Origin of the sequence: Paenibacillus sp. JJ-100 (assembly GCF_948329825.1) — a bacterium.
GTDB lineage: Bacteria > Bacillota > Bacilli > Paenibacillales > Paenibacillaceae > Paenibacillus.
In genome coordinates this window covers 127665-145449 of record NZ_CAOJCM010000003.1, presented here as the reverse complement: position 1 = coordinate 145449, position 17785 = coordinate 127665, and the positions used below count along the sequence as shown (strand labels likewise).

Annotated in this window: 17 protein-coding genes; 2 read left to right on the top strand and 15 right to left on the bottom strand. The window is 46.2% G+C overall.

The features are described 5' to 3' along the window. Positions 1 to 199: 199 nt before the first annotated feature. A complete protein-coding gene (locus PQG66_RS13745; protein ID WP_272038288.1) occupies positions 200 to 1381 on the top strand; it encodes a hypothetical protein in 1182 nt (393 codons plus the stop codon). Positions 1382 to 1552: 171 nt separating this feature from the next. On the opposite strand, the gene PQG66_RS13740 is transcribed toward PQG66_RS13745, so the two are convergent. The 11 genes from PQG66_RS13740 to PQG66_RS13690 all read right to left on the bottom strand — a co-directional run bounded on the left by PQG66_RS13740 (position 1553) and on the right by PQG66_RS13690 (position 12821). Continuing rightward, positions 1553 to 3058: a malate:quinone oxidoreductase gene (locus tag PQG66_RS13740; protein ID WP_272038287.1), complete on the bottom strand. Its 1506-nt coding sequence runs from the start codon at positions 3056 to 3058 to the stop codon at positions 1553 to 1555. A gap of 405 nt (positions 3059 to 3463) precedes the next feature. After that, complete coding sequence (locus tag PQG66_RS13735; protein ID WP_272038286.1) at positions 3464 to 4399, bottom strand: ABC transporter ATP-binding protein; 936 nt, start codon at positions 4397 to 4399, stop codon at positions 3464 to 3466. After that, positions 4396 to 5196, bottom strand: a complete 801-nt coding sequence (locus tag PQG66_RS13730) for an ABC transporter ATP-binding protein (RefSeq protein WP_272038285.1) — start codon at positions 5194 to 5196, stop codon at positions 4396 to 4398. Before PQG66_RS13730 ends, PQG66_RS13735 begins: the two co-directional genes overlap by 4 nt. Then, the gene (gene nikC / locus PQG66_RS13725) at positions 5193 to 6047 is read right to left on the bottom strand and encodes a nickel transporter permease (RefSeq protein WP_272038284.1); all 855 of its coding nucleotides are present in this window, start codon (positions 6045 to 6047) and stop codon (positions 5193 to 5195) included. Before nikC ends, PQG66_RS13730 begins: the two co-directional genes overlap by 4 nt. Continuing rightward, positions 6044 to 6991, bottom strand: coding sequence for a nickel ABC transporter permease (nikB, locus tag PQG66_RS13720; protein ID WP_272038283.1), 948 nt, complete (start codon positions 6989 to 6991; stop codon positions 6044 to 6046). The genes nikC and nikB overlap by 4 nt, the downstream gene beginning before the upstream one ends. Continuing rightward, positions 6991 to 8562: a nickel ABC transporter substrate-binding protein gene (gene nikA / locus PQG66_RS13715; protein WP_442955098.1), complete on the bottom strand. Its 1572-nt coding sequence runs from the start codon at positions 8560 to 8562 to the stop codon at positions 6991 to 6993. The genes nikB and nikA overlap by 1 nt, the downstream gene beginning before the upstream one ends. A 736-nt stretch (positions 8563 to 9298) precedes the next feature. Continuing rightward, positions 9299 to 9628 (bottom strand): hypothetical protein, encoded by a 330-nt coding sequence (locus PQG66_RS13710; protein WP_272038281.1) that lies wholly within the window; start codon positions 9626 to 9628, stop codon positions 9299 to 9301. 2 nt (positions 9629 to 9630) lie between these two features. After that, a complete protein-coding gene (locus tag PQG66_RS13705) occupies positions 9631 to 10143 on the bottom strand; it encodes a hypothetical protein (protein WP_272038280.1) in 513 nt (170 codons plus the stop codon). A gap of 86 nt (positions 10144 to 10229) precedes the next feature. Further along, positions 10230 to 10628 carry an Imm7 family immunity protein gene (locus PQG66_RS13700; RefSeq protein ID WP_272038279.1) on the bottom strand — a complete coding sequence of 133 codons (399 nt, stop codon included), beginning with the start codon at positions 10626 to 10628 and terminating at the stop codon, positions 10230 to 10232. Between the two features lie 19 nt (positions 10629 to 10647). Continuing rightward, positions 10648 to 11823: a WXG100 family type VII secretion target gene (locus tag PQG66_RS13695; protein ID WP_272038278.1), complete on the bottom strand. Its 1176-nt coding sequence runs from the start codon at positions 11821 to 11823 to the stop codon at positions 10648 to 10650. Positions 11824 to 12017: 194 nt separating this feature from the next. Continuing rightward, a complete protein-coding gene (locus PQG66_RS13690) occupies positions 12018 to 12821 on the bottom strand; it encodes a DNA-binding protein (RefSeq protein ID WP_272038277.1) in 804 nt (267 codons plus the stop codon). Between the two features lie 164 nt (positions 12822 to 12985). On the opposite strand from PQG66_RS13690, the gene PQG66_RS13685 reads away from it, so the two are divergent. After that, entirely contained in the window at positions 12986 to 13339 is a 354-nt protein-coding gene (locus PQG66_RS13685; protein WP_272038276.1) for a helix-turn-helix domain-containing protein, read from the top strand. Between the two features lie 117 nt (positions 13340 to 13456). Here PQG66_RS13685 and PQG66_RS13680 read toward each other — a convergent pair whose 3' ends face one another. The 4 genes from PQG66_RS13680 to PQG66_RS13665 all read right to left on the bottom strand — a co-directional run bounded on the left by PQG66_RS13680 (position 13457) and on the right by PQG66_RS13665 (position 17785). Further along, positions 13457 to 13951 carry a hypothetical protein gene (locus PQG66_RS13680; protein ID WP_272038275.1) on the bottom strand — a complete coding sequence of 165 codons (495 nt, stop codon included), beginning with the start codon at positions 13949 to 13951 and terminating at the stop codon, positions 13457 to 13459. Between the two features lie 422 nt (positions 13952 to 14373). Beyond that, complete coding sequence (locus tag PQG66_RS13675) at positions 14374 to 15144, bottom strand: AAC(3) family N-acetyltransferase (protein WP_272038274.1); 771 nt, start codon at positions 15142 to 15144, stop codon at positions 14374 to 14376. A 241-nt stretch (positions 15145 to 15385) separates the two neighbouring features. Then, the gene (araA, locus tag PQG66_RS13670; RefSeq protein WP_272038273.1) at positions 15386 to 16810 is read right to left on the bottom strand and encodes an L-arabinose isomerase; all 1425 of its coding nucleotides are present in this window, start codon (positions 16808 to 16810) and stop codon (positions 15386 to 15388) included. Between the two features lie 279 nt (positions 16811 to 17089). After that, positions 17090 to 17785 (bottom strand): L-ribulose-5-phosphate 4-epimerase, encoded by a 696-nt coding sequence (locus tag PQG66_RS13665; protein ID WP_272038272.1) that lies wholly within the window; start codon positions 17783 to 17785, stop codon positions 17090 to 17092.

Below are 17785 nucleotides of genomic sequence, written 5' to 3'. Positions count from 1 at the left end.
CTCGAACCTTTGGCGAACTCATCATCTCAGATTTTGGAATCCTTGAGCAGGGTGAAAGTATTACGACATGTTTTTATACAGAGGGAACGCTCAAATAGGTGTAGAATAAAATTAGGTAGTAGAACCCGAGAGCAAAATGAAGCTTGAGGCAGAAGTGAAGGAAATCAAGACGCATCTTTGAAATGAGGTTACCGAAAAAATGAAACTCCAAACTTTATATAATGATTACATTCGTTTTCAATTCAATCTCCCCATGCAACCTGCGCACAGTGATCTGATGGCATATGGTCGATATGAGGATGGCAGTGCAGATTTGTTTTTCACTGCTCACCCGGAGGAGACGTTCTCAGGCTTGATGGCCGAACTACGCCCGAAAGATCCCTACTACGGATCGAAGCCGGACTGGAAGCCTATTTTAGCTGAGACCTATAAGCAACTTGATGTTTATGATGAAATGATTCTGTACTATCTGCTGTTTACCTTAAATAGCACGCTGTCCATCAATACATATAATACCTACAGCGACATGAATGATCTGATGAAAAAATATAGCTTTCTTCAGCTGTCTCATCTGCATGACATATCTCGTTTAAACGATGATCAGAAACAGCAGCTGCGCGACTTTTTCTTCTTTTTCTACCTTTACGCACATCCCGTCAATGAGGAAACATTATACGCCTGCTCCTTCCATCAACAACGGTTGATTCATACACAGACGGGGATTTCACTTGAAGATTACTTCGCTGCTTATTATGATCACTACACTACACATCGAGACAACTACACGGAACAGATTGTAATCTCAGCAGAGGAGATTCAAGCCTGTAAGAAGTTAACTCTGTCGCTGTTACATGTCATCGAGGGCCGTTCCAGCAAGTTAATCATGCCTTCTGCAAAAGGCTTGGAGCCTGCGATTCAACTCATCAACGACGTGGATGGAATGCTGAAGATGTATGCAGATACACCCGCAACCTTTTTCCAAATTATTAGAGATTTGCTAGGCGATACAACTCGCGATGTGACTATTGAAGCAATGGCTGGTACGAGTACTATTGCTGATGGTGATCCCTCTGCCAATGCGGATCAACTTCGAGTTGCTGCCGGGGACACTTCGGAGGAATCCAGATCATACCGTGATCACTGTTTTACAGTGCTACTACAAAATTATGCTTCATATATTCTGTTCTTTGATTTTAACGAGATTAGGGTACTTCTAGATGCTTTCCAAGATACCCCGGAGAAATGCAGTCTCATCATTAGTAAAATGTTCACAGACACCATCTTCCTTCAGAAGATGATGAGGCAGCAGCAAATCGATCTTGCCCAGTACCCGGAGGTTACTCGGTTCTTTAACGAAAAGGCTATGCAGTGGTATTTATAGCATTCATGCGAGCGAATTACGAATGGAGGATACCTTGGAGATATCGACCACCTCGTGGAGTATTCTCGTACACTCTAATATTAAGACAGCTTCATATAAAAGAATGATAAGCAAAACAAAGAGCCAGGCTGGATATTTTCCAGGCTGGCTCTTCGCCTTATTAGAATAACACTACACATGCAGCGTCTGCTTCTCATCCGACAATCCCAGCGCCTTCGCTGTAGACTGGTTCACCTCACGCAGCAGTTCCACGTTCTCCGCAAGTGAGATGCCGTAAGAAGGAATCATCTCTTTGATCTTTGGCTCCCATGCCTTCATATTCTGCGGGAAGCAACGCTCCAAAATCTCAAGCATAACTTGAACCGCTGTTGAAGCACCTGGGGATGCACCGAGTAATGCTGCAATAGAGCCATCAGCGGCAGTCACGACTTCGGTTCCGAATTGCAGTGTACCTTTGCCGCCATGCACCGTGTCCTTGATCACCTGCACACGTTGACCTGCCAGCACCATGTCCCAATCTTCACTCTTCGCACTCGGTACGAAATCACGCAGTTCTTTCATGCGTTGTTCCTTCGTCAACATAAGCTGTTGAATGAGATATTTGGTGAGCGAGATTTCCTTCACACCCGCTGCAAGCATCGTTAAGAGATTATGCAGCTTCACAGATGCAATAAGGTCTGCATTCGATCCGGTCTTCAGGAACTTCGGTGAGAAACCGGCGAACGGCCCGAACAGCAATGACTTTTGGCTATCGATGTATCGTGTATCCAAGTGAGGCACGGACATCGGCGGAGCCCCTACTGAAGCTTTGCCATATACCTTGGCATGATGCTGTTCCACGACTTTTGGATTTTTGCACACCATGAAGATACCACTTACCGGGAATCCCCCGATATGTTTACCTTCCGGAATGCCAGACTTCTGGAGCAGATGCAGACTTCCACCGCCCGCGCCAATGAAGACAAAGTTCGCCCGATGACGTTCAACGGCTCCGCTTGTCAGATTTTTCACGGTCAATTCCCATGATTTATCGCTCTTGCGCTTGATATTCTTCACGCTATGTTTGTAGTGGACTTCCACCTTTTGTTGTTGTAGATGTTTCAGCAGCATGCGCGTTAAAGCACCAAAGTTAACATCCGTACCGGAGTCAATCTTAGTTGCTGCAATAGGCTCGCTGCTTGTACGGTCTTTCATCATCAGCGGCATCCACTTCGCCAGTTCCTCCCGGTTGTCCGAGTACTCCATGCCTGCGAACAGCGGATGATTGGATAACGTGTCATATCGTCTTTTCAGAAACTGCACATTGCTCTCGCCATGCACATAACTGAGATGAGGAATCGGCATAATGAAGTCCCTCGGATTCCGAATCAGACGACTGTTCACCAGATAGGACCAAAATTGCTTGGAAACCTGGAACTGCTCATTCACCTTAATGGCTTTGCTAATATCTACGGTTTTGTCGGGTCGTTCAACAGTATAGTTAAGTTCGCACAGCGCAGCATGCCCCGTTCCGGCATTGTTCCACTCATTTGAGCTTTCTTCTCCTGCAGTGGCAAGCTTCTCAAAAACCTTAATATTCCAGTCTGGTGCCAATTCTTTCAGCAAAGTTCCCAAAGTTGCGCTCATAATTCCGGCACCAATCAAGATTACATCTGTACTCGTTTGTCCCTGGCTCATGTTTACCGTCCTTATATCCTATATTTGCCAAAAGGATGTAAGCGTTATCGATTTGGCATTGGCTGCACACCCACTATGCACGGGTTCACGCCTTCTCTGAATGAATATAACCTTGAACTAGTGTATCAATAATATGGATTAATTTAAATATGCAATTTCAAGATATTTGCTATTCCCTCAGTATACGATAGTTTGCCGCGAATCGTTAGCCCGGTTATAGGCCTGAAAGATATATTTGTTCAATACAAAAAAAGGAACTCGCACATGTGCCTGCAAAATAGCCTGTTCATTAGCCTATGATTCTCTGTGAAAAAGGGTGCATAAAGAGCCGCATGCATAACAACTTACGCATAACGGCTCTTATTATAGAAAGAAGTCTGCTCACAGGCTCATCTGCACTGTGTCTCAGAATATAGAGATCAGTTCCTTGGTATACGGGTGGCGTTCCTCGGCGAACAACGCCTCAGAGCCGAAACGGTCTACGATCTGACCCGATTGCATCACCATAATACACTGGCTCATCCGGTGAACCGCCGCCAGATCATGCGAGATGAATAGATAGGACAATCCTAGCGATGTTCGCAAATCGGTGAGCAGCTGAAGGATGGCTCCCTGTGAAATAACGTCCAGACTGGCGGTCGGCTCATCCAGCACGACAACATCCGGTTCAATGCCAATGGCTCGCGCTATGGTCACACGCTGCCGCTGTCCTCCGCTCAGCTCATGTGGATATCGGTTCGCCAGTTCACTTGGAAGCTCCACTGCCTCCAGTAACTGGCGAATATAGTTTTCCTTCGATGTATAGGTGAAGTGTGCGAGTTTAGAATCCCGGCCTAGCTGCTCATAGGGGTCGATTAAGGATGCACCGATCGTAAGCTTCGGGTTCAATGCGGCGGAGGGATTCTGAAAAACGATCTGAATCTTGCGACGATAAGGACGTAAACGGCGTCCTTCCAGCCGGGCAATATCATGCCCGTCAAGCTGGATTGTGCCCTGATCAGCGTCTTCAATGCGTAGCAGACAGCGGGCCAGTGTGCTTTTGCCACAACCGCTCTCGCCGACAAGACCGAGGCATTCACCGCGGCTGAGGCTAAACGAGATATCCTCGATGGCTGGACGATCTGTGCCAGCATAGGTGCGGGTGAGATTTTGGACACGTAACACGACTTGGTGGTCTTGTTCATCTCTAGATGGATTAATACTCGTATCTGTTGCTATATTTGCTTGATTCGTCGTTTCAACCAGCACGTCAGTCGTCTCAAAAGGATGTAATGGATTTAATGGATTTAATGAATCTATTGGTCTTAATAGCTTATCCTTCTCATTTACTGTGCCACTCATTCCGCACCCACCTCCTTCAAACCAGACTTCAATCTGCTACTCAGCACAGGAGCAGCTTCAATCAATTGACGTGTATATTCATGCTGCGGATGATCTAGAATGCGGTGTTTGCCGCCCGACTCCACGATCTGCCCCTCCTTCATAACAGCCAGACGGTTCGCATACCTCCGCACATGCCGCCAATCATGCGTGATGAACAGGATAGCACAGCCGGTCTCTGCCTGCTTGCGTGCGAGCAGTTCCAGTACGCGATGTGCGGACATGCTGTCCAGCGCTGTCGTTGCTTCGTCGGCGATGAGCAGCCGCGGGGATAGCATTAGCGATGTGGCGATCGATGCACGTTGCAACTGGCCACCACTCAACTGAAACGGATAGCGCCGAAGAAGCTCTGGGCTAAGTCCAACGGACTCGAGTGCTTCTGCAGCACGCTTTTTACGAATCACATCGGACTTCTCACCGTGCACTTTCTGGTATTCATCAAAGTGTCCGCCAATGCTGCGAAAAGGGGTGAACGCTCCTTGATAGTCCTGAAAAATATACGAGATATCGCGTCCGCGCAGTGCGCGCATCTCCTTCGGTTTCCGTTCAAGCAGATTGCTGCCTTCGAACAGAACGCGTCCAGACGCGTGAAGATTCGGCGGCAGCAGTTGTCCAATGGCCTGCGAGAGCAGGCTTTTACCGCTGCCGCTCTGTCCTACGAGCGCCATGAATTCCCCTTCGCGGACGCCAAGGGATACGCTGTCCACAATCGTCCGCTCCCGGCTGAAGATGCTCAGCTCCTCGATGGAGAAGATCATGACCGCACCTCCTTTTTCACATCAAACCGGTCTCTCAAGTAGTCTCCCAGCATGTTCGCCAGCAGCACGACCGATACGATGGCCAGACCCGGGAAAACCATTAACTCAGGTCTGGATTGGAAGTAGGGACGCGAGTCGTTCAGCATCGCTCCCCATTCCGGTGTCGGTGGCTGTGCGCCAAGTCCGATGTAGGACAAGGATGAGATCAGCAGAATGATTTTGCCGAGATCCAGACTCGCCAGCACCAACACATGACCTGCAATATGCGGCAGCAGATGTTTGGTCATGATTCGTGCATCGGACAGACCGTTGGTGCGCGCCACACGGATATAATCCTTCTGCGACTCGGAGAGAACGGTACTTCGAACCAGACGTGCGTAGCTTACCCATTTTACAATGACAATCGCCAGCACCAGGTTGCCAATGCCTGCACCGAGCAGACCGCTCAGTACAATCGCTACAATGGTGTCCGGAAAAGCCAGAAACGCATCTGCAATACGCATGAATAGCTTGTCGATCCAGCCGCGTTTGTAGCCTGCAATCAGGCCAAACGGAATGCCGATGAGCAGTGCCGTGCCGAGTGCAAGCATGCTGTAACCGAGCGTCTGACCGCCGCCGAGGAGCAAACGTGTCAGCACATCACGGCCCAAGTGGTCGGTGCCAAGCGGATGAAGCGCACTCATTCCCTGCAACCTACCACGCAGGTCGGTGAGGGTGTGGTCATGGTTTAAATATAAAAAGGCATACAAGGAGGCCGCGATGGCCAGCAGTGCAAACAGCATGCCGATCATGGCTTGCCAGCTGTGCTTTTTTGTTTTGGCAGACGGCATGTGCAAGGGTATAGTTTTCATCGGAGGGCCTCCTTTTCCTTCAGTTTCATCTCAGGATTCAAATAACGGTATGACAGGTCTACCGCCGTATTCACCAGGAAAACAACAATCGCCATAATCAGGATGTATCCCTGAATCAATGGGTAATCGCGCTGCCGGATGGCATCCACGACCAGCTTGCCGATGCCTGGATAAGCGAATAGCACTTCAATCACTACCACACCGCCAATCAGACTACCCATACTAACCCCAAATACAGTGATCACCGGAGGCAGACTGTGCCTGAACGCATGCAGGAAGAAAATACGCCCCTCCGAAAGCCCTCTGGCCCGGGCAGAACGCACAAACTCCTGACTCAGCGAATCCAATAGGCTGGAGCGCAAAAGACGCACATAAACGCTGGAGATGGCAAGTCCCAGCGTTAGTGACGGCAGAATCAGTGAGCTGAATCCATCTCGTCCCATCGTTGGCAGACTGCCGAATCGCACACCGAACAGATCAATCAGAATGAGGCCCAGCCAGAAGCTGGGTACGGCTGCACCCAGGATCGACAGCATACGGCTGCCTTGGTCGATCCAGCTACCCCGATAGAGGGCTGACAAGGAGCCCAGCGGAATGGCCACAATCAGCATGACCAGCAGTGAACCTACTGTCAGCTCAGCTGTTGCCGGAAGTGCGCGCATCAATGTCTGCATTACCGGCTGGCCTGTCGAGTAGGACACACCAAAATCCATTCGTACAAAATCAAGCAGCCAGCGGCCAAACTGCACGGGAAGAGAGTCATTAAAGCCCATCTCCTCTCGCAATGCCTCAACTTGTTCCTTGCTGACCGATAGTTCCTCTACGTTCAGGATCGTCAGCACCGGATCGCCGGGAGCAAGCCGGATGAATAGGAAGCTTACAAACATAATGAAGAGCAGGAATACAAATACCTCCAGAAACTTGCGAAGCACAATGCGAAACATTACATCACATCCAGCTTGTTCGTGATCATGTAATATTCACTGCGCGTGGTGACCCAATTTTTCACCTTTTTGCCGTTGTAGGCCACGATCGTTGATGGATGCAGTACAAAAGAGTTCAGCACGTTATCCTGTACATAATTGGCTGCTTTCTCTGCCAGTTTCGCGCGTTTCTGCGGTTCAACGGCGAGGTTGAGTTCGTCGATGATCTTGGTCAGTGCCGGATGTTCCGATCCGCTGAAGTTCAGCGCACCCTTCGGGTGGTATGTTGCATTCAGATAGTACCCAGCATCCCCGCGTGGAGCGGTCAGGTTACTGTACGTGGCAATATCCCAGTCCCGATTGGAAGCCATGTACTCTTCCGGTGTATCAATCTGACGAATCTGTACATCGATCCCAATCTTTTTTGCATCCGACTGGAACACTTGAGCAATCAGCGGCAGATCAGCACGTGACGAATAGGTGAGCAATGTCAGCTTGAGTGGCTCACCGTCCTTGGTCATCACGCCGTTTTGCTGGATGTAGCCAGCTTCGCTAAGATATTTTACAGCTGCATCGGGGCCGGTGTCTGTTGTGGTATGTGTGTATTTAGGCGCAAAAGGAAGCGATGGCAAGAACGGGCCAATGGCTGGCTCACCGTATCCAAGCAGGATCGTATCGACAATGCCTTTGCGGTCAATCAGCGCATCCAGCGCACGGCGGACATTCACGTCTTGAATACTCTCCCGCTGCATATTCATCGTCAACTGATGTACGCGGAAGGTGGAGGTGGACTCGACTTTCAACCCGTCGATAGCTTTAAGGGATTCTAAGCTCTCCACTTCCGGGCGATATACGATATCGACTTGGCCTGACTTCAGAGCAAGTGAACGTGCGTTAGCATCTTCATTAAACGAAAACGTCACCGTATCCAGTGGCGAAGCCCCGTCCCAGTATGTATCGTATCGTTCCAGCTCCAACTTACTGCCTGGTGTAAAAGATGTCAGCTTGAACGGTCCTGTACCGACAGGTTTGTTCACGATGTCCGGCTGACTGACGTCAATAATCGCCGTATTCGGGTTAACCAGTTCCGAGGCAAACTCCGGGAACGGTTGGGTCGTTGTGATCTCCAGCTTGTTACCCTCAGCCTTGATCGTATCAATCTTCAGCGTATTCTGGATGGCTACGTTCTCTTTCAATGCCCGCTCCAGCGATGCTTTAACCGCATCCCCTGTCATCGGTTTGCCGTTATGGAATGTTACCTTATCGCGCAGATTAATCGTCCAGTGCTGCCCATCTTTACTCTCCCAACTCTCCGCAAGCCACGGTGCAACCGTCAGATTATCCTCATCCAGACGCACCAATGTTTCCGTAATGCCTGCACGCAGCGGCACATAGCTTGAATCCACATGGGGATCAAGAGAACTGGTAGAGAAGTTGTATAGGAAATGGACGTTTTTATTTTCTTGGGTATTGGTATCGCCTTGCACCGCCGGACTAGATGTGGATGCTCCGCAAGCAGTGAGTAACACAGCCGCACTCAGAACCAAGGAGATTAGCGCCAGCAAAGGCTTCTTTTTCGTAAACAAGGTCATGCCCCTCTCTATTCATATTGTTATTATTATCAGTCTTGAGTTTAATCGTAATAGTTACTATTTAATCGACAAATATTATCTTATCGTAATGATTACGTTTTGACAAGAATATTTTAGTTGAAGGACGCAAAAAAATCCGTCTCTCGAGTGAGAGCGGATTGGGTATGTTTTTTGTTTCATATTAAGTTTGTAAGCATCTTTGTATTCTACTATTTCCACAGTAGTAACCTTTTTTCCTAATAACCAGATGTATTGAATATATTGTAGGACGTTTATTGATGTGACCATGCTTTCAGGCCCTCATCACTTATATCAATTGGAGCCTGTTTAGACATATACTCGGCATTTGCCAAACCTGTCTTGAGCCGATTCATGGTCACACCACCTTACCTTCCATCCTGTTTACCGAATCCAAGTGATGTTCTTTTAAACTTAACCATATAATTAAGAACAACAGCATGACATGTGTTATAATTTACTCCTATATATTCCTGAAAATTGAAGAAAAGAAGTGATGACAATGGTTAAAAAGTGGAATAGGTTTGATAAAATTATTGTTTTTGGTGGATTGTTCCTTGCAGTCACTTTGATATCCGCAGGTATTCTTTTATATTTAGGTATTACAAACAATCTTATTAGGTTAAACTGACGAGGCTTAGCCATTTTGTATAAGCTTCTCAAACGCCTATCCAAACCGTTCTACACCTCCTCGATCGGGGAAGCGTCATATCTTTAGCTAGAATATGTACAAGACATCTCCTTTACTTACAAAAGCATTCGGCAAAATCCGCTGTAATTGCTCAACTCTGCCTTGCATATACTCCAAATTGGTCCCATCCAACTCCTGGATAGCCCACTCTCTTAATCGATCCAATTCATCCAAGGCATCCTCAAGTTGATGGAAAACAATCTCTGAGCTATCTCGCACAATAGAAATACCTAGCTTATGAATAGCTCTCTCCCAGTGCTCATCATAAAACTCCTGAGTGGAGATGTTCTCACTAAGTGTTAGCTCTGAGTCCCGGTCATATATATCACCGCTGTATCTGTACAACCCCACCGACATGATTACTCCTCCAGTCCATCACGATCTATGAGTTCCAAGGAAATATCGCTAATATCTTGTACGGGGATCACCAGAGTTCTCCAATACATGAGTGGATATGCTGCATCACCTACGACCAGTTCACCCTTTCGTATAGTAAAACTCCCACCTCGTTCGTAGAACTTCAACATTGGATCATACAAATCAGCGTATTGAATCGCATCATCTACTCCTTGATCGATTAGGTCGCAGACCTCTAGATAGCTATAACAAATGGCCTTCATATAGGGATTATTAATTGTATTCAACTGGGGACAAGAGCGATACACATCAGGATCTATTTTTCTTCCCAGCATCTTGGCAAAACTAAATAAGGGATAACGATCTGGAGATACGTTCAAATTGCCCAGGAATACATTCACACGTCTTAGATACTCACAGATTAATGTGTGATGTGAGTTTTGGAGAGAGGAGCTGTTAATCTGAAACGAAATAGCAGACAAACGCTCAATTGCTTTATCTAGTGAATGCTTCATATCTCTGCCCTTCTCCTCCTAAAATCCCTTATGACAGCTCTATCTTTATAAAATTAGGCATACATGCTCAGGAGAGAGAGCAACACTCAAAATTCATCCTCTAATTTAGGTACAAAAGGAGAAAGAAACGGATCTGCTTGCTCCATAATCTCACCGCGTACTAACGTGTATACTTTAAATTGATTGGAAGAAGCCATATCATCACTATCCCTTACGTAAAGAAGGCCGTAGGAACCGGGGGCTATTTCGCCTGCCTTTCTGAACACTTCAATTGGATTATATTTGGTTTCAGGCTTATGGTTATCAAGCCCAGCGACCCAAAGCTGAAAGTCACCGTTAACAGCTCTCAGATCTAAAACACCAGGAGACCAATCCAACTCCTCAATGTATTCCCGCAACTGCTGAATCGCTATATCTTGCTGATCCTCATCTTCTTCAAACGAGGCGCTTTCCCTAATGGTTGCCCATCCATGGTATTCATACATAAAGATTCATCCTTCCTGATTATAAAGGTTTCGTATCAATTACTATTTCTACTTTATATCTGTTAGCATATTCATCTAACTGTCGCAATACCCTATCGTCAGGTTTGCCTTCGAAATGAAAATAAGCCTTCTTCCCTGTTTCAATAGCTGCCTCTATGGTTGCTTTTGCCTGTTTCCTGAACTGCTTATCTAAGCTATTTAGAGGAGGTTTAGTTTGAGCTATATATTCATCACTAACTGTATCAAATTCCCTACCCTTCGGATCATTTTTAAACTTAACTCTCGACTCACCACCTAGCCTGTCAGCTAGATTATCAGCTGCTATATCCGCTTTTGGAACTTTAACTAATCCTCCGGAATATTGTCCAGTGTTAGTTATTTCAGATTTAGGTTTAGGTCCTTCTTCACCTACATTTGAATTTGTTCTTTCCGATTTTGAATTAACCTTCTTTAAATTCTCTTTAATCTTTGCCACAGCTGGATCAGAAGCAGAGAAGTGAAACGGCCCTTTGCGACCCGGTATACTTCCGCGAACCATTTGAAACGCCATAAGAAGCTGACTATACTTCAGGGAAGTAATCATCATCTTAGCATACCTATCCGATACAGGCTCTCCTGTGAAGGGATGGGTTCGATTTTCAAAAGCTTTAATCTGCAAAGCATATATATCTTCTTCGGGCTCTTCGGGCTTCACAGCTTCAGCTTGCATCCGATTAAAATCCACATGTCCATGATCTTTCTTGTAAGCCTGCAAGGCTGCCTGATCCGTAACACCATTCTCGTTCACGGGTAACCATACATACCTACCATAGATATTGACTTGGGCCATCCGATAGCCTTTATCTTCCGAACCCCCATCTGTCCCCGAGCTCTTCATCATCGTTGCTGCGCCTACAGCAACACCGAGAACACCACCTATACTGCCTGTCTCCGCATCTGCATTCTCAAATCGGGTAGCAATATCATTTAAGTCCTGAGAGGTATACGTCATGCTCTCCAGTGCTTTCTGCAGTACAGGACGTGCCAGTGTGAATTGTCTATAAAAGTTCTCCTGCGTCACCCCCAACCACATGGTCTGAAGGAACATGATATGTCTTGTGAGATCTTGTTGGATAACCTCCAATTGTTGTCTTGCCTGATCCACCTGTTTCGATACGTGGTGTAGCTGTTCAGGGGTCACTTTAATTGTACTCATACGCTTTCTCCGCTCATCTGAAATAGGATTATCCTATGTTAGCAGAAGTCCGATGTATGAGACTATCCGGCTAACATCCTGATTTGACCCATAACCCGATATCTGACACAACACTCATCGGTGCTATAGTCCTATATGCATTTACCCACATCCAAGCAAATCTTACCATTTTCAGTAAATCTAATGACCGCTTCCTACTTTATCCTCTCCAAAAATATTCGATACCGCTCAATCTGCCCCTCCGTCGCCTTTTCTCGCAACGACTCCAATACTGCTGTGCATCTGATCATATGTCGCTCCATTCCCAGTCTGTCCGCTACACACATCGCCTTCAAAATAAACTCCACACCCTCCTGCGGCCTTCCCATCCACTGTTCATATAAAGCCCTTTGATAACAATAGTGGTACAAATTTTCGTTGTTTGAGGAATTATCATTTTCAACCGACCCAACAAGCTTCTCCTCAAGCATCTGTATGACAAAATCAACCCGCCACCCATGCCGCACCGCCGCCTCTGTGATCACCTTTAGCCCTGACAATCGTTCCTCCGGATACTCCAGCAACAGGTTCGCATACCCCTCCAGCAGCTCAACCTGCCCTGCTTCAATCTCAAGTGCATACCGTTGGATTTCGGCTTTCCGTTTGAAATCCTGCACAACTTGCAGCTCTGCTTCATCCAGTCCTTCCATACACCCCAGCGCTTCATACTGACGGATACAAGCTCGCGCCTGATCGACTTGCCCCATCTTCTGATATGCAATACCTTGCATCATCTGACTGTAGCCCATGTAATAAACCAATGTGCGTTCCGTACGGATATGAAGTTTAGACCCACCTTCCTCCTGATGCTCCACCCGTTCTTCATATATACACTGCGCACACTGGTGCAAGACATCCGCTGTCTCCAGCACCTTGTTCCAATTTTCAAAAGCTACAGCCATATCCAGCATTTCAACAATAATGTCTGGTTTGAGGGATTTTAGGATAGATGATCGCAACAGGAAGCCTCCTTTAGTAGTCATTCTACAAGTATTGTATAGATAAGTAAAAAGAAGAGCAATATAAATTGTACTAATAAGTACTAAATTTATTAAATTCATTTTGCATTCATTAGTCTGTTACGATTCCAGATCCTCTTCTAACCTTAAGTGGAGGTGATCAAATGAGCTTACCAGAGGCTGTTGGTAATCGAATTCGTGAATTAAGAAAGGCCAAAGGCTGGACTCAGGAGCAACTGGCTGAAGCAGCCGGTCTTCATTATAGTTATATTGGCGGAGTAGAACGAGGAGATCGCAATATTTCTTTGGAAACGCTCGAGAAAATTATGACTGGCTTGCAGGTTCTTGCGGATGAACTTTTTAAATTCGAAGAAGACTCTGCGTACAGAAGAGCCTTGGATGAACATATAACTTTAATTGGTGGTCAAGATGCAGAACAAATCAAATCTTTAACCAAGATTAACAGGGAAATTTTGATCTCTATTGAAAATGCAAGAAAGACTCCAGATGAAGGTTGATCTACCCACCCTCACATCATACATACTATCGTGAAAACTTTTGAATACTTACGCCAAAAAACGCCCAGCTTCAACTGAGCGCCCAGTAGTCTAACACAGAACGGGCTGTATTCAGCCCTAGTCAATAGCTCCTAAACTCCACTTATTTTGTTTGCCCTTTACAAAATAGTAGAACGAATTGGGTGTTGCTACCACGTTATCAGACACAACTCTGCCTCTAATTTCTATAACAATTCTACCTTCGTGATCTTCTTCAACAGTCCCGATTTCTTCAAATGCATAATCTTTTCCATATAAGTACATGTACGCATTGGCAGACTCCTCATCTGCAAAAACGCTTCTAAATTCTTTTTGATTTTTATTGGCTAATGAATCTAAGGTTCTCTCCAATAAATCTTTTATATCCTTATTAAACAATGGATTTTCTATAGCGTTTAAATTGACAAATACTCCCGTCTTTATACTTGAAGCACTCTCCGCCTGATTTTCAGTATGCTCTGTCTTAGATGAGGTATTTTTAAACTGAATTTCAGAATCCTTTTTGTTAACACAAGCAGTTATGATCGCAAGTGACAATATAACTAGCAAAGAATATAGGGTTACTTTTTTCATCTTTTATCTCCTCATTAGCGTATATACTATAAACATCGGGAGATTCCACTTTGTTGCTGTAAAACCCAAAAAAAGTCTATCACTGTGGATAGACTTTTTTTGAAATCTAGTTGAATCAATTTCATAATACCTTCAGCAGCTTCAATCAAGGCTAGATATAGATCAAAACGATCCAATTTGTCTAAATCTAGTTACAAAACTATAATTTAATGAGTAATGAAATTGATTAAGTTAAAAAAACAAAAAGCTTCTTGAGCAGTTCCCCTCACCAAATATTCCCACATTCGGATAGACATCAAGGTCTCTGCTACATTAAGTAATCTAATCCAATACATCTGCTTAAATAACGGTGACATACAATATACGATATACTGATGGAGTTAGGCACATTTCTATCGCCATCCATCTTCCTTCAATTCCCCTTACTTCCCATCTGCCAATGGCTCATTGTCCGAAAACAGATCTGGATTCTCTTTCAACATCTCCGTAAGCACCTCGGTTGTTCTCGCCGCATCACATACACTTGCAACAGCATCCCCGAAGCTTCCTTTGTGCATCGCCCCTTCTTGAACCAGTACATCATCGACCTTCCAGAAGTGCTCCGACCACGATAATCCGCAATGTCTGCGGGAAGGCACCGAGATTTTAGTTCCATCTGGCAAAACGGTATACAGCATCTCATGATCATCGGTCATCCGGCCTGGAATATCTACCCATTCCTCAATGCCATGAATAAACGTATTCCGTTTCAGATCGACGCCTACGAGCAAAATGGTTGCTTTGCGGTCAAGCAGCTTCCCCCATGCAGAACCTCTTGCACATGGCGTATCGAAAAGATGATCGTCCTGCGTCAACGCCCGTGCGTCTTTACCTAACGCTGCTACAGAGTGTGTAGGATGCCAGGAGCGGATTACATTATCACGTTTACGGAAAAGTTCAGGTAATATTCCCACACAGCAAGGGGACGTTTCCACGTGGAACAATGGGTTGCTTTTATTAATCGTATCCCATGTATGCGTAGGTAGAACGAGCAATCCATCTTTCATATAATCACTCAGTGCATCCAGCACGGTATCAGCTCCACCTTCCACTTCCCCCATACTCTTCATGGAAGAATGCATCAGCAATGTGCCGTGGCGATCTATGCCCAATGCCTCTAGCTGAGCGATTAGACTGTCATATGTATGTTTCATTGAAATAACCTCCCTGAGCGTAAAATGATGTGTCGAAAAATAAAACAAAGGACCGAGATTATCTCTCGGTCTCTGGATATACACTTGTATACGGCGAGCAGGCGCTTGCACGAAATTGGTTATAACTTGCAATCCTGATCTTATAATTTGATCATACTTCAGACATCCATGGATTACAACCTGAATTCACTAGCTGTAAGTTGAAGTACATGATTGAATGATAATTCCATGTTTGCTTACCCTATTTAATCACAACGTACTCCAGGTTCACCAGCTTGGCATAAGTGATGATCTGATCTGTGGTCAGGTTCAGGGATACTACGGTGTGGTGTCCACCGCCGTTTTCGATCCAAGCTTTAACTCCGTCCTGGAAGTTCGGTTTTACCGTCCACAGTACACGTGCAACTGGCAGATTTGGTGCTGGTACAGTTGGTTCGAAGGCAGATACTTCATTGATCAACAGTTTGTAGTGTGTACCGAAGTCCGCCATAGATACTACAACACCCTCTCCCGCTTTACCGTCGAATACAAGACGAGCTGGGTCTTCACGATCACCAATACCCAGTGGAGAAACGATAATTCTTGGTTTGGTGCTGGCTAGGGTCGGATCAACCTCAAGCATGTGCGATTGCAGGATCGCTTCTTGCCCGGATGCCATTTCATACGTGTAATCTTCCATGAAGCCTGTGTTTTCGTTATGAGCCATAATTTTCAACAAACGGTCCAGCGCGGCTGTTTTCCAGTCCCCTTCACCGGCAAAACCGTAACCTTGAGCCATCAGGCGTTGTACCGCCAGACCCGGAAGCTGCTTCATGCCATGCAAGTCTTCAAAGTTCGTTGTGAAAGCCGTGTAACCACCGTTATCCAGGAAACGTTTGATGGCAATTTCATAGCTTGCTTGTACACGTACGCTGGCTTCCCATGCTTCTTTGCTGTTTGTGCCATAATCGAATTCGTACAGATCCGCATATTGCGAGATCAACTCATCGATTTCTTGTTCCGTTACCGCATTCACGTATTCTACGAGATCACCGATTCCGTAGTAGTCTACCGTCCAGCCAAACTGGATTTGAGCCTCTACTTTATCACCTTCCGTTACCCCTACGTTACGCATGTTATCGCCGAAACGAGCAACTTTGATGTTAAAGCTCTCGTTGTATGCAACCGCTACGTCCATCCAGTCCGCAACCTGCTGCTGCACTTCCGGGCGTTCCCAGTAGCCGACAACGATCTTATTTTGCTTTCTCAAACGAGCATTAATGAAACCATATTCACGGTCACCATGCGCTGCTTGGTTCAGGTTCATGAAGTCCATGTCGATGGTTGCCCATGGAATGCTCTCGTTATATTGCGTTGCGAGGTGAAGAAGTGGCTTTTGCAGCAACTTCGTACCGCGGATCCACATTTTCGCTGGAGAGAAGGTATGCATCCACGTGATCACACCTGCAACTTCGTCACGGTAGTTCACTTCTTTCATGATGCTGGTGATTTTATCTGCGCTTACAGCCAAGTCTTGCAATACGAGCGGGTAAGGGAGTACGCCACTAGCGTTGAGGGCATCCGTAATTTTCTGTGCGTTTGCTTTTACCTCACCGAGCGCTTCCTCTCCGTACAAATGCTGTGAACCGACAACAAACCAAAACTCTTTCGCTGCTGTTACTGACATGTAATCATCCTCATTTCGTTGGTTTTATAGTTGAATAGGTAGGTTTTACACCTAGGCACTGCGCAGACAGAATAATCTTTCGATCACTGTTATCCCCAGATTTCTTTGAACCCCTTATGTATAAGGGGAAATCCGGTGATAAAGGTGAACGCTTCGCTTCTACAGCTTTTTTCTGTCTGCTCCGTTAGTGGTGTAAAAAAGGTTGTTCAACTTTGGGTTGGGCAGAGTGGTTACACCGGGACGCTGCGATTGCAGCGTCCCAACACCTAAATATCCAGATTACTTCTGGCCGTAATACGCATCTTTGCCGTGTTTGCGCAAGTAGTGTTTATCCAGAATGCCTTGTGGTAGCTCTTTAGCAAAGTTGTTCAGCTGACGTGCATACAGGTTCATTTTGCACACTTCTTCTAGCACTACACTGTTGACCACGGCTGACTTGGCGTCCTTACCCCAGGTAAACGGCGCATGACCATGCAGCAACACTGCTGGAATCGCCATCACATCCAGTCCGCGTTGTTCAAACGTTTCAATAATCACGCGGCCTGTCTCCGCTTCGTATCCACGGTCAATCTCATCCTGGTTCAGGAAGCGTGCACAAGGCACGGCACCGTAGAACGTATCGGCGTGTGTTGTCCCCATGACAGGGACGTCCAGACCTGCTTGTGCCCAGATGGTTGCCCAGGTAGAGTGCGTGTGTACGATACCGCCAATTTCCTTGAAGTGTTTATATAAAACGGCATGGGTTGCGGTATCCGACGAAGGTCTCATCTCCCCTTCAACCACGTTACCGTCGAGATCGACGACAACCATGTCGCTGGCTTTCATTTTTTCATAATCGACTCCGCTTGGTTTAATGACGAACAGACCGCTCTCCCGATCAATTGCACTGACATTGCCCCAAGTGAACTTCACCAGTCCGTGCTTCGGCAGCTCCAGATTGGCCTCAAATACCTCTTGTTTCAGTTGCTCCAACAT